This window comes from Nocardioides panacisoli (assembly GCF_019448235.1).
Lineage (GTDB): Bacteria > Actinomycetota > Actinomycetes > Propionibacteriales > Nocardioidaceae > Nocardioides > Nocardioides panacisoli_A.
The window spans coordinates 314,626-327,086 of the sequence record NZ_CP080409.1; the positions used below are offsets into that span (position 1 = coordinate 314,626).

The following is a 12,461-nucleotide window of genomic DNA, read 5'->3' on the forward strand; positions in this document are numbered from 1 at the left end:
CCCACCGTGTCCACCCCTGCTGCTACCCCCTCGTCAGGACCCGACCTGCTCGTGGTCGGTGCCGGTTTCTTCGGCCTCACCGTCGCTGAGCGCTGCGCCGCCGAGCTCGGCCTCAAGGTGGTGGTGATCGACCGGCGCTCCCACATCGGCGGCAACGCCTACAGCGAGAAGGAGCCCGAGACCGGGGTGGAGGTGCACAAGTACGGCGCGCACCTGTTCCACACCTCCAACGAGCGCGTGTGGGAGTACGTCAACCGGTTCACCTCCTTCACCAACTACCAGCACCGGGTCTTCGGCAAGTACCAGGGCCAGGTCTACTCGCTGCCGATGAACCTGGCGCTGATCAACCAGTTCTTCGGGCACTCCCACACCCCGGACGAGGCGCGCGCGCTGATCGCCGAGCAGGCCAGCGAGTTCGACACCGACGAGGCGACCAACCTCGAGGAGAAGGCGATCAGCCTGATCGGTCGCCCGCTGTACGAGGCCTTCATCAAGGGCTACACCGCCAAGCAGTGGCAGACCGACCCGACCGAGCTCAGCGCCGACATCATCACCCGGCTGCCGGTGCGCTACACCTTCGACAACCGGTGGTTCAACGACACCCACGAGGGCCTGCCGGTCGACGGCTACACGGCCTGGCTGGAGCGGATGGCGGACCACCCCAACATCGAGGTCCGGCTCGACACCGACTTCTTCGAGGCCGGCCACGAGTTCAGCGTCGACGAGGTCAAGGGCCGGGTCCCGATCGTCTACACCGGACCCGTCGACGAGTACTTCGGTCACCGCGAGGGGCGCCTGTCATGGCGCACCGTGGACCTGGAGGAGAGCGTGGAGGACGTCGACGACTTCCAGGGCACCGGCGTGGTCAACTACAACGACCAAGAGGTCCCCTACACCCGCATCATCGAGTTCCAGCACTTCCACCCCGAGCGCGTGAAGACCCACCTGCCCGGCAAGACGGTGATCGTGCACGAGTACAGCCGCTTCGCCGAGGAGGGCGACGAGCCGTACTACCCGATCAACACCGCCGAGGACCGCGAGAAGCTGCTGAAGTACCGCGACCTGGCGGCCAAGGAGCCGCAGGTCCTCTTCGGTGGCCGGCTCGGCACCTACAAGTACCTCGACATGCACATGGCCATCGGGTCGGCGCTGTCGATGTATGACAACAAGCTCAAGCCCCACTTCGCCGAGGGGGAGCCGTTGAAGAGTGGAGGAGTCGACCAGTGAGCACCCGACTGCTGCAGCGGCAGATCCTGCCGCTCGACCGTGACCTGGACGTCGTCCCGCTCTACGTCGACGTCGAGGATGCCGTCCTCGACGCCGACAAGTACTCCGTGGGCGGCAGCCGTGCCGCGAAGGAGCTCAACCACGCGGCGATGCGCCAGTCGACCACGACCGGACGCCAGTTCCACCCCGACCAGATCGAGTCCCGCACGGCGCTGCGGGTGCCGGCCCAGGAGCACCTGAGCCTCGGCACCTACTTCAACGCCTTCCCCGCCTCCTACTGGCGCCGCCACACCATCGTCGACGCGGTCACGCTGACCATCACGGTGCGCGGCCGGGGCGCCAGCGTGGTGGTGCACAAGTCGATGGCCGCGGGCCACTCCCAGCGGGTGGGGTCGGCCGAGACCGGCGAGGACGACGGCGGCACCTTCACCTTCGACCTCACGCTCAAGCCGTTCGTGGACGGCGGCTGGTACTGGTACGACGTCCTGGCCGGTGACGAGGACGTGGTCGTCGAGTCGGCCGAGTGGACCGCCGAGGTCCCCGAGGACCGGCTCGCCCACGGCACCGTCGACGTGGCGATCACGACGATGAACCGGCCCGACTTCTGCGCCAAGCTGCTGGGCCAGATCGCCGAGGACGAGGGCCTGCGGCCCTACCTGGACACCGTCTTCGTGATGGAGCAGGGCACCGACAAGGTCGTCGACTCCACCCACTTCGACGCCGCCCGCGACGCCCTCGGCGACACGCTGCAGGTCCTCGAGCAGGGCAACCTCGGCGGGTCGGGCGGCTACGCCCGCGGGCAGCTGGAGTCGCTGCGCAAGGGGACGGCGACGTACGCGTTGATGATGGACGACGACGTCGTCTGCGAGCCCGAGGGCATCATCCGCGCGGTGACGTTCGGCGACCTGGCCAAGCGGCCCAGCATCGTCGGCGGCCACATGTTCAACATCTACAGCCGGTCGCGCCTGCACAGCTTCGGCGAGGTCGTGAAGTCCTGGCGGTTCTGGTGGCAGTCCGCGCCCGGCGTGCTGCAGGACTGGGACTTCGGGGCCCGCAACCTGCGCTCGACGCGGTGGCTGCACCGTCGCATCGACGTGGACTACAACGGCTGGTTCATGTGCCTGATCCCGCGGCAGGTCATCGCCGAGATCGGCCTCTCGCTGCCGCTGTTCCTCAAGTGGGACGACTCCGAGTACGGACTGCGGGCCCGCGAGGCCGGCTACCCGACGGTGACGTTCCCCGGCGCCGCGGTCTGGCACGTGCCGTGGACGGACAAGAACGACGCCGTGGACTGGCAGTCCTACTTCCACCACCGCAACCGGCTCGTCGCGGCACTGCTGCACTCGCCGTACCCGCGCGGTGGCCGCATGGTCCGCGAGAGCATGTACCACCAGATCATGCACCTGGTCTCGATGCAGTACTCCACCGCCGAGCTGCGGCTGCGCGCGATGGAGGAGGTGCTGGCGGGCCCCGAGGGCCTCCACGACACCCTGCCGACCAAGCTGGGCGAGGTGCGCGAGTTCGTCAAGCAGTTCCCCGATGCGCAGCTCGCCACCGAGCGGGAGGCCTTCCCGCCGGTGCGGCGGCGCAAGCCGAGCCGCAAGGACGAGACCGACGTGCCGAGCCGGTCCGCGCAGCTGGTGAGCGCGGCGCTGATGCCGCTGCGCCAGGTGCGCAAGCCCCGGCCGCTGTCGCGGGAGTACCCCGAGGCGGAGGTCGCGGCCATGGATGCCAAGTGGTACCGCCTGGGCCGCTTCGACTCCGCGGTGGTCTCGATGAACGACGGCACCTCGGCGGCGATGTACCAGCGCCGTCCCGAGCAGTTCCGCGAACTCATGCGGCGCAGCACCGAGCTGCACCAGCAGCTGCTCCGGGAGTGGCCGCGCCTGGCGGCGGAGTACCGGGCCCAGCTCTCCGACGTCACCTCGCCGGAGGCGTGGGAGCGCACCCTGGCGCCGTGGTTGCCGGGCGGCGGTGCCGATGAGTGAGGCGGCCGAACCCGCCGAACCCGCCCGGGAGCGGCGCGACCTCTCCACCATCCCGCTGACGCCGCCGACGGCGGGGAAGGGGCTGGCCGCGGTCTTCCGGGAGCGCTACCTGCTCCGCCTGCTGGTGCGTCGCGAGATCAGCGCGCGCTACCGCGGGTCGTTCCTCGGGTTGATGTGGTCCTACATCAACCCGGCGGCGCAGTTCTTCATCTACTTCGTCGTCATCGGCATCATCATCAACCTGCGCGACCTGCCGTGGTACGGCATCCACCTCTTCGCCGGGTTGGTCGTGGTGGGCTTCTTCACCGAGACCTTCGGTGCCGGCACCCGGTCGATCGTGCGCAACGGCTCGATCGTCAACCGGATGCCGGTGCCACGGGAGATGTTCCCGGTCGCCACGATGCTGACCTCGCTCTACCACATGGGCCCGCAGCTGGTGATCCTGCTCGTGGCCTGCCTGGCGGTCGGATGGGTACCGGACCCGATCGGCCTGCTGGCCCTGCTGCTGGCGATCACCATGATCGTGCTGCTCGGGACCGCGTCCGCGCTGATGTTCTCGGTGGCCAACGTCTACCTGCGCGACTTCGGCAACATCGTCAACGTCATGCAGCTCTTCGTGCGCTTCAGCGTCCCGATGATCTACCCCTACAGCATGGTGGAGGACCGCTTCGACTTCGAGGTCTTCGGCCATCCGGGCTCGGACTTCTACCTGTGGAACCCGCTCGCGAACGCGGTCCTGCTGGTGCAACGGGCCTTCTGGACCGGCACCGCACCCGAGGAGAACCTGGCCGAGACCGAGCTGCCGTCCTACCTCCTCGAGCGCGGCCTGCTCTTCATCGCCCTCAGCGCCATCCTGCTGGTCATCGCCCAGCTGATCTTCACCCGACTCGAACAACGCATCCCGGAGCGGCTCTAGATGGTCACCACGATCCAGCTCGAGAACGCGACCAAGACGTTCACGCAGCAGTACCACCGCACGTTCAAGGACGTCACGGTGGCGCTGGCGCGCCGCCAGAAGATCGCCGAGACCTTCCCGGCCGTGGACGACGTCTCCTTCACCGTCGAGGAGGGGGAGTCGATCGGGCTGATGGGCCTCAACGGCTCTGGCAAGTCGACGCTGCTGAAGATGATCAGCGGCGTGATGCGGCCCGACTCCGGCGAGGTGCTCACCCGGGGGACCATCGCGGGCCTGATCGCCACCGGTGCGGGCTTCCACCCCCAGCTCTCTGGCCGCGAGAACCTGATCCTCAACGCCGCCATCCTCGGCATGAGCGAGGCCGAGACGCAGCGCAAGTTCGACGAGATCGTGGAGTTCTCCGGCCTCGAGCACCGGCTGGACACCGAGGTCGGGCACTACTCGTCCGGGCAGAAGGCGCGGCTCGGGTTCTCGGTGGCGATCCACGTCGACTCCGACATCTTCCTGGCCGACGAGGCGCTCGCGGTGGGGGACAAGCCCTTCAAGAAGAAGTGCCTGGCGAAGATGAACGAGGTTCGCGCCGAGGGTCGCACGATGTTCTACGTCACCCACGCCGCCGGGCAGGTGCGCAAGATGTGTGACCGGGTCCTGGTCCTCGAGGAGGGCCGACTCGCCTTCGACGGCGAGGTCGAGGAGGGCATCGCCTACCTCCACTACGACGGCGACGAGGACGTCACCGACGAGGAGACGGGCGACGACATCTGAGCCTCGTCGGAGGTTTCGGGATCACCTCGGCGTGTCGAGTGGAAATTACACGTTTGTAGTTACTCAGAAACCCTTCCCAACCGCTGTGACGCATGTGAAAGTTGCTGCTCGTGTGACAACTTCCCCGCACACTCGCGTTTGGAGAAACCGGCATGGACAGCCACTCGGGCGACGCCCCCCTGACCGAAGACCACCACGGCCGCACCCGGTTCGTGACCCTGTGCCAGCAGCTGCTGGTGCTCGCCGTGGTCGCCACCGTCCTGACCCCCGCCGCGCGCACGATCTCCCTCGACGTGCGCCCCAGCGGCCCTGACAGCGCCGCGACCGCCGACGCCGGCCTGCAGCAGACCGGCGGCACCTCCGAGGTCCCCGCCGGCGAGGTGGAGTCCACGGTGGAGGAGGTCCCGCTGACCGCGCCCGCCGGCGTACGCGGTCGGACCGCGCTGCGGGCCGACGTCTCCCGGGTCAAGGGCGTCCAGCGGGTCGAGAGCAAGCCCATGTCGGCCACGGGCTACGCCACCATCGGCGTCACCTGGGACGGCAAGGCCGACCTCCACGAGGAGGACGCCAGCTTCCAGGTCCGCAGCCGTGTCGACGGCGAGTGGTCGGCGTGGAGCGAGGTGCCCTTCCACGACGAGCACGGCCCCGACCCTGACTCGGCCGAGGGCGCGGGCACGCGTCCGGGCACCGAGCCCGTCGTGGTCGGTGACGTGGACGACGTGCAGGTGCGTGTCGACGCCAAGGGCAGCGCCCCCGAGGACCTCAAGGTCGCGGTCATCGACCCCGGCACCGAGAAGAAGACCGTCGACCAGGCCCCGAGCATCGACACCGCCCGGACCGCCGCCACCACCGACGACTCGCAGGGCGAGGGCGACGCCGGCGAGGAGGGTGACACCGACACCGACGCCGTCGAGCTGGCAGCCGCGACCACCGCGAAGCCCAAGATCTTCTCGCGCCGCCAGTGGGGCGCCAACGAGGAGCTGCGTGACCGCGGGTCGCTGAGCTACTACGAGGTGCACGGCGGGTTCGTCCACCACACGGTGAACTCCAACAACTACAAGGCCAACCAGGTCGACGACATCATCCGCTCGATCTACGCGTACCACACCAGGTCGCGCGGCTGGAGCGACATCGGCTACAACTTCCTGGTCGACAAGTTCGGCCGCATCTGGGAGGGCCGCGCCGGCGGTGTCGACCGTCCGGTCGTCGGTGCCCACACGCTGGGCTACAACTCCCACTCCTTCGCCGGCTCCGCGATCGGCAACTTCGAGAGCGGACGGCCGTCGGGGAAGATGATCGACGCCTTCGCCCGGCTGTTCGCCTGGAAGCTGTCGCTGCACGGCGTCAATGCCAAGACCAACAAGGTCTGGATCGCGGGGGACCGGTTCCAGGCCATCAGCGGCCACCGCGACGCGGGCTCGACCGCGTGCCCGGGCCGGTACCTCTACGCGCAGCTGGACCAGATCCGCAACAAGGCGCGCTCCTACCAGAGTGGCTGGGGCGGCCGGAACCTCGACTCCGACCTGGCCGGGGGCGGCGCGCCGGACCTGGTGATGATGCGCAAGAGCGACGGCCAGGGCATGGTCCTGCCGCTGCACCGCACCAAGACCCGGTACTACGCCGGCTCGCCCATCAACACCGGCGTGAGCTTCAGCAACGCCCGCGACGTGCTCAAGGTGGGCGACTGGGACGGCGACGGCCACGGCGACCTGATCATCCGCCGCAAGAGCGACGACAAGCTCTACCTCCACCGCGGCAACGGCAAGGGCAAGTTCTCCGGTGCCACGGTGATCGCGGGCGGCTTCCAGCGCATCGGCAAGCTCGCCGCCGTCGGCGACTTCGACGGTGACGGCCGGCCGGACCTCATCGGCAAGCCGTGGGGCGCGGGCAAGGTCAACCTCTACCGCGGCAACGGGATGAACGGCGTCCACTCCGGCTACCGGATCTACCGCGCCGTGAGCGGCTCGCCGGTGCCGATCGGCCGGTGGAACCGGGGCGGCGCGCCGGACGTGCTGCTGCGCAACGGGAGCAGCCTGACGGCCTACCTCGGCAACGGGCCGGGGGGCTACGTCGCCCGCCGCAACGTCAACTTCGACCCGAGCCGCTACAACGCCTTCGTCGGGGTGCACAACTTCGGCAAGGGTCCGCACTCGGACGTGATCGCGCGGGAGAAGGGCACTCACGAGCTGTACTTCATCCCGGCCAGCTACAGCGGCTCGTTCAAGAGCCGCATCCAGCTGGGGAAGAAGCTCGCGGACTACCGCAAGATCAGCTGATCACGCGGTCACACCGACGCCTGGTCGCTCAGGCGGGGAAGCGAACGGTGGCCCGCTCGGCGGCGTACGTCGCCTCGAGCCGGTCCCGGTCGGCCTGAGCGACCAGGACGACCGACCCCTCCTGGCGGAGCGGGTCGGTGAACACCGCGGGCTCCGTGGCCGGGTTCGCGGTGGTGAGCAGGCGGCCGCCGACCGGGACGACCGGCTCGGCGGCCGCCGGTCCCGTTCCCAGGTCCGCCTGGGTGAGCCGGATCCCGGCCCGCGCGAGTGCGGCGTCGTCGGGCTCCGGCGGGTCCCACGGGGTGAAGGCGTCGGGCTGGGACCAGATCTCCACCCCGACGTCGTGGACGCCCGCCGGCACCTGCTCGGGGAACCGCACGCCCAGGGGCAGCAGCGCGCACGCCAGCACGACGCGCTCCGCTGCCTGCGGCGCCCACGTCGCCAACCCGGCGGGGCCGCACACCACGGCGTCGGGGTCGTCCTCGTCGGTCACGACGAGGCCGGCGGTCCAGGCCGCGCCCAGGAAGACCGTGCTGAGCCAGTGGGGAGGCAGGTCGATGCGGATCCGGTCGCCCCGCTCGAGGTCGAGCTCGTCCACCAGCAACGAGGCGGCCTTGGCGACCCAGTTGGCGTAGGTCGCCACGGACAGTTCGACGCGCTCGTCACTGGTGTGGTCATAGAAGGTGACCAGCGGCTGTGCGGGGTCCGACCGCAGGCGGCGGGCGAGGATCTCGGTGAAGGTGGTGCTCACACGGCCGAGGATAGGTTCCGGCGGGTGGCGCGGCCTCGTCTAGGGTGGTCGGCCATGCACATCGATGGCTTCTGGGCGGTCGTGCCGGCGGGGGGCGCAGGCACGCGCCTGTGGCCGTTGTCGCGATCGGGCTCCCCCAAGTTCCTGCACGACCTCACCGGCCGGGGCAGGACCCTGCTGGAACAGACCCGGGAGCGCCTCGCGCCCCTCGCCGAGGACCGGGTGCTGGTCGTGACCGGCGAGCGCCACCGGGCGGCGGTGCGCGCGCAGCTGCCCGACCTGTCCGCCGAGGCCGTGCTGGCCGAACCCTCCCCGCGGGACTCCATGGCCGCGATCGGACTGGCGGCCGCGCACCTGGAGCGGCAGGCCCGTGAGCACGACCAGGACCTCGTCCTGGGGTCCTTCGCCGCCGACCACGTCATCACCGAGCCGGACATCTTCCAGGACGCCGTACGTCGCGCCGCCGCGGCCGCGCGGGAGGGCTGGCTGGTGACGATCGGCATCGAGCCCACCTTCCCCAGCCCGGCCTTCGGCTACCTCCAGCAGGGGGAGCCGCTGCCGGGCGGCGCCGGTGCCCACCGGGTCCGGCAGTTCGTGGAGAAGCCGTCGGTGCCGGTGGCCGAGGAGTACGTCGCCTCGGGGGAGTACCGCTGGAACGCGGGCATGTTCGTGGCTCGTCCGCAGGTCCTCCTCGACCTGCTCGCCGAGCAGGACCCGGACTTCGCCGCGACGCTGCGGGCCATCGCCGCCGAGCCCGACCGGCTCGGTGAGCTCTGGCCGCGGCTGCCGCGGATCGCGATCGACCACGCGGTGGCCGAGCCGGCCGCCGCGGCGGGGCGGGTCGCGACGGTGCCGGGCGACTTCGGTTGGGAGGACGTCGGTGACTTCGACGCCCTCGGCTCGCTGCTGGGGGACCAGGACCGGGTGCAGGTCCTCGGGGACGGCGACGCCGTCCTCGCACGCGACGCCAGCGGTGTCGTCGTACCCGCGTCGGGGCGCACCATCGCACTCATCGGGCTCGACGACGTGGTCGTGGTCGACACCCCCGACGCCCTGCTGGTGACCACGCGCGAACGCGCGCAGGACGTCAAGCAGGTGGTGGCCGCGCTGAAGGAGCGCGGCCGCGACGACCTCACCTGAGCCGGCACCGGCCGTCGGCCGGCGCGGTCACATCGCGTACGGCTCGGGGGAGTCGGAGTAGGGGTAGTCGAACATGAACTCCTGCAGCGCCTCGCCGCTCGGCTCGGAGCAGTACTGCCACACGCCCTCGGCGTCGGCGGTCCAGTGGGTGAAGACGTACGGCGTGCCCTCGGGGAGCTCGCCGCCCTTCTCCGCCTTCTCCCGGGCCGACTCGAGGGCCTCCTGTGCGGACGTCAGCTGCTGCTGCGCGGACTGCTCGTCCTTCGGCTTGGCCTCGTCGACTGCCGTCTGGGCCTGTTCGACCTGGGACTCGGCGCTGGCGACGGCCCGGTCGAGGTTGGTCGCGACCTCCTCGGCGTCGGCCTGGGTCCACGGCACGGCCTTGAACTTGAACCGGAAGTTCGTGTCGTTGTCGTTGAGGAAGTCCGCCATCTTCTGGATCTCGGCGACGTCGCCGCCGTCGACGGCGTCGGGGTCGTACCAGAGGATGGTGTAGCCGTGCTCGGAGTTGTGCACCAGCTGCTCGAGCTCGGGACGGTCGTCGACGTCGTAGAACCGCTGCGTGATCGGCACCGGGGCCACGTTGCGCACGTTCCAGTGGTCGCCGGTGGCCGGAGGCGCCGTCTGGTACTGGACCTGCTGGCCCTGGTCGACGTGGGTGTTGCCCTCCTGGGACTCGGTGATGCGGTCCTCGCACACCGAGGGCGCCGCGCCGATGTCGGCCAGCGAGTCCGCCGAGATCGTCTGCTTGCGGAACCATGCGGAGGCGGGGCCCCAGGCCGCGGCGAGCACGATGACCAGCGCGATGCCCACGCAGACGGTGATGATGATCGCACCCTGGCGGTTCTCCGTGCGCTTCTGCTTGCGTCGGATGTCGTCGATGACCTTCTGACGGTCATTGCGCGCCGGCTTCTTGGACTTGGCCACGGTGGGAGGTACCTCGTGTCGGTTGCGATCGATCGGGCCGAGTCTACGGAGTGCGCGGGAGCAACCGGTGACCGGAGCCCTGCGCGCGTCCCGTGATCGCCCACCCGTGCGCGAATGCGACGGCGGCCAGCGCGTCCTCGCGGGTGGTGGCGACCTCCAACGACCCGTCCGTCGATCTCGTGGGCTCGCCGAGACCGGCGCGCCGGAGCACGGCTGCCATCTCGGCGGCCGGCACGGGGTGCCCGAACGGCGCGGCGTCCTCGGCGTCGGCCCGCACGGCGCGGACGACGGCCTCGCGGGCGCCGTAGCCGAAGAGGTCCTCGCCGACGGCCCGGACCAGGGGAGCGGTGCCGGGGCCGTCCTCGCCGGCGGGCAGGACCAGGTCGGGGCGCCCCCGGAGCACCGCGAACGGCCGGCCGCCGAGCTTGCCCGACGCGAGCTCGGCCGCGCCCGCCAGCTCGTCGGCCACGGCCGGTGCGGTGACGGCCAGCTCGTTGCCCTGCGGGTCGTGGCGCCCGGCGAAGTCCTCCACGACCCGTACGCCGGCCGCCCCGATGGCGATGTCGGTCTGGCCGTTGCGCCAGGGCCGTCCCGCGGTGTCGGTGACCAGGACCCCCACGGTGGCGCCGGTGCGGTCGTGCAGTGCCTTGCGAAGCCGCCGGGCGGAGGCGTCGGGGTCCTCGGGGAGGAGCAGTGAGGAGCCGCGACGCACGTTGGAGCCGTCCACGCCGGCCGCGGCGAGGGTCAGGCCGAGGCGGTTGCGCACGATGCGGGTCGGTCCGCGCGTCGCCACCACCCGAGCGGTCTCCGCGGCGACCCAGTCGTCACGGTCGCCGGCCACGACGCGTCCCTCCACCTTGCTGACGACCTTGCTCGTGACGGCGACGACGTCCCCGTCGCGGAGGTCGGTCACCGCGAGCAGCAGCGCCGCGAGGTCGTCGCCCTGGCCGACCTCCGGGACGCCGTCGGGAGCGTGGACGGTGAGGTTCATGGGGTGGTGACGAGGGCCATCGCGTCCGCCGCCATCGCCGCGGTCGTCTCGGGGTCGGCCATCAGCAGCGGACGGGCGGCGCAGGCGATGCCGGCCTCGGTGACGGTCGCGACGTCCCCGGCGTCGGACTCGTCGACCAGCCAGCCGTCCAGGATGCCCTCGGCCGACCGGGCGCCGTACATGGTGCCGACGCCGGCGGCGCTGACCTCGACGCCGACGGCGTTGAGCATCTGCTCGGCCATGCCGCGGACGTGGCGGCGGCCGATGATGGGGGAGATGCCCACGACCGGCGCCGGGGTGCTGCGGAGGGCGTCGCGGATCCCGGGCACACCCAGGATGGTGCCGACCGACACGACGGGGTTGGAGGGCGGCACGATCACCAGGTCGGCTCCGGTGATCGCCTCGAGCACGCCGGGCGCCGGCGTCGCACGGTCCAGGCCGACGACCGCGACGGTCTCGGCGGTCACCTGCGCACGCAGCCGCACCCAGTACTCCTGGAAGTGCACGACGCGCTGCCCGCTGGGGGAGTCCGGGTCGGCGATGGCGATGTGGGTCTCGACGCGGTCGTCGGTCATCGGGAGGAGCCGGACGCCGGGCTGCCAGCGTTGGCACAGCGCCTCGGTGACCTCCGAGAGCGTGTAGCCCGCGTCGAGCATCTGGGTGCGCACCAGGTGCGTGGCGACGTCGCGGTCGCCGAGCCCGAACCACGTCGGCTCCACGCCGTACGCCGCCAGCTCGCCCTTGACGCTCCAGGTCTCCTCACGGCGTCCCCAGCCACGCTCGGGGTCGATGCCGTCGCCGAGGGTGTACATCACGGTGTCCAGGTCGGGGCAGACCTTGAGGCCGTGGATCCACCAGTCGTCGGCGGTGTTGGCCACCACCGTGACCTCGGCGTCGCTGGCGACGCCGGGTAGGGTGCCCGCCCGGACGCCGTGGCGCAGTCCCTCGAGGAACCTCGCGCCGCCCATCCCGCCGGAGAGCACGGTCAACTTCTGCACGGTGCCAACCATGGGGCCACTCTGCCTCAGGAGGCGGGGCGCGGAACCGGCGGCCGGGGGACGCGCCCGGACGCGGGGGCGCCCGTCTCCTCCCGTCGTGCGATCCCATACCAGATGACCACTTGACGGGAGGGGTATGACATGCATGTAATTTCACACATGTCGTTCCGTCATCGGACGACACAACGGGGTCGAAAGGGGCACAGCCGTGAGGGAACTTTTTCTGGTCGAGGACGGCACCGAAGAGCTGGGGTGGCAGGAGCGCGCACTGTGCGCGCAGACCGACCCGGAGGCGTTCTTCCCCGAGAAGGGGGGGTCCACCCGCGAGGCGAAGAAGGTCTGCCAGACCTGCGAGGTCCGCATCGAGTGCCTCGAGGCGGCACTGGAGAACGACGAGCGGTTCGGCATCTGGGGCGGCCTGTCCGAGCGTGAGCGTCGCAAGCTGAAGAAGCAGGCCACCGCGGTCTGATGCGCCGCTGACC

At 70.6% G+C, this 12,461-nt stretch carries 11 protein-coding genes; 7 read left to right on the forward strand and 4 right to left on the reverse strand.

The features are described from left to right. The first annotated feature begins 6 nt into the window (after nucleotides 1-6). The 5 genes from glf (at nucleotide 7) to KUV85_RS01595 (ending at nucleotide 7,172) form a co-directional block, all read left to right on the forward strand. Complete coding sequence (gene glf, locus KUV85_RS01575) at nucleotides 7-1,227, forward strand: UDP-galactopyranose mutase (RefSeq protein ID WP_219961467.1); 1,221 nt, start codon at nucleotides 7-9, stop codon at nucleotides 1,225-1,227. Beyond that, on the forward strand, nucleotides 1,224-3,215 hold the full coding sequence (locus KUV85_RS01580; RefSeq protein WP_219961468.1) for a glycosyltransferase: 1,992 nt from the start codon (nucleotides 1,224-1,226) through the stop codon (nucleotides 3,213-3,215). Before glf ends, KUV85_RS01580 begins: the two co-directional genes overlap by 4 nt. Next, nucleotides 3,208-4,131 (forward strand): ABC transporter permease, encoded by a 924-nt coding sequence (locus KUV85_RS01585; RefSeq protein WP_219961469.1) that lies wholly within the window; start codon nucleotides 3,208-3,210, stop codon nucleotides 4,129-4,131. Before KUV85_RS01580 ends, KUV85_RS01585 begins: the two co-directional genes overlap by 8 nt. Continuing rightward, the gene (locus tag KUV85_RS01590; protein ID WP_219961470.1) at nucleotides 4,132-4,896 is read left to right on the forward strand and encodes an ABC transporter ATP-binding protein; all 765 of its coding nucleotides are present in this window, start codon (nucleotides 4,132-4,134) and stop codon (nucleotides 4,894-4,896) included. It abuts the gene before it with no gap. A 152-nt stretch (nucleotides 4,897-5,048) separates the two neighbouring features. Beyond that, a complete protein-coding gene (locus tag KUV85_RS01595; protein WP_219961471.1) occupies nucleotides 5,049-7,172 on the forward strand; it encodes an N-acetylmuramoyl-L-alanine amidase in 2,124 nt (707 codons plus the stop codon). Between the two features lie 28 nt (nucleotides 7,173-7,200). Here KUV85_RS01595 and KUV85_RS01600 read toward each other — a convergent pair whose 3' ends face one another. Further along, nucleotides 7,201-7,923, reverse strand: a complete 723-nt coding sequence (locus KUV85_RS01600; protein WP_219961472.1) for a TIGR03089 family protein — start codon at nucleotides 7,921-7,923, stop codon at nucleotides 7,201-7,203. Nucleotides 7,924-7,977: 54 nt separating this feature from the next. Between KUV85_RS01600 and KUV85_RS01605 the strand changes: the two genes are divergently transcribed. Beyond that, a complete protein-coding gene (locus tag KUV85_RS01605) occupies nucleotides 7,978-9,063 on the forward strand; it encodes a mannose-1-phosphate guanylyltransferase (RefSeq protein WP_219961473.1) in 1,086 nt (361 codons plus the stop codon). A 27-nt stretch (nucleotides 9,064-9,090) separates the two neighbouring features. On the opposite strand, the gene KUV85_RS01610 is transcribed toward KUV85_RS01605, so the two are convergent. Genes KUV85_RS01610 through cofD form a run of 3 tightly spaced genes read right to left on the reverse strand, consistent with a single transcriptional unit; the run spans nucleotide 9,091 to nucleotide 11,991 of the window. Next, nucleotides 9,091-9,990 carry a DUF3105 domain-containing protein gene (locus KUV85_RS01610; protein ID WP_219961474.1) on the reverse strand — a complete coding sequence of 300 codons (900 nt, stop codon included), beginning with the start codon at nucleotides 9,988-9,990 and terminating at the stop codon, nucleotides 9,091-9,093. A gap of 43 nt (nucleotides 9,991-10,033) precedes the next feature. Beyond that, the gene (cofE, locus tag KUV85_RS01615) at nucleotides 10,034-10,981 is read right to left on the reverse strand and encodes a coenzyme F420-0:L-glutamate ligase (protein ID WP_219961475.1); all 948 of its coding nucleotides are present in this window, start codon (nucleotides 10,979-10,981) and stop codon (nucleotides 10,034-10,036) included. Next, complete coding sequence (cofD, locus tag KUV85_RS01620) at nucleotides 10,978-11,991, reverse strand: 2-phospho-L-lactate transferase (RefSeq protein WP_219961476.1); 1,014 nt, start codon at nucleotides 11,989-11,991, stop codon at nucleotides 10,978-10,980. Before cofD ends, cofE begins: the two co-directional genes overlap by 4 nt. Before the next feature lie 196 nt (nucleotides 11,992-12,187). Here cofD and KUV85_RS01625 point away from each other — a divergent pair, with 196 nt between their 5' ends. Further along, nucleotides 12,188-12,448 carry a WhiB family transcriptional regulator gene (locus KUV85_RS01625; protein WP_237690180.1) on the forward strand — a complete coding sequence of 87 codons (261 nt, stop codon included), beginning with the start codon at nucleotides 12,188-12,190 and terminating at the stop codon, nucleotides 12,446-12,448. Nucleotides 12,449-12,461: the final 13 nt, after the last annotated feature.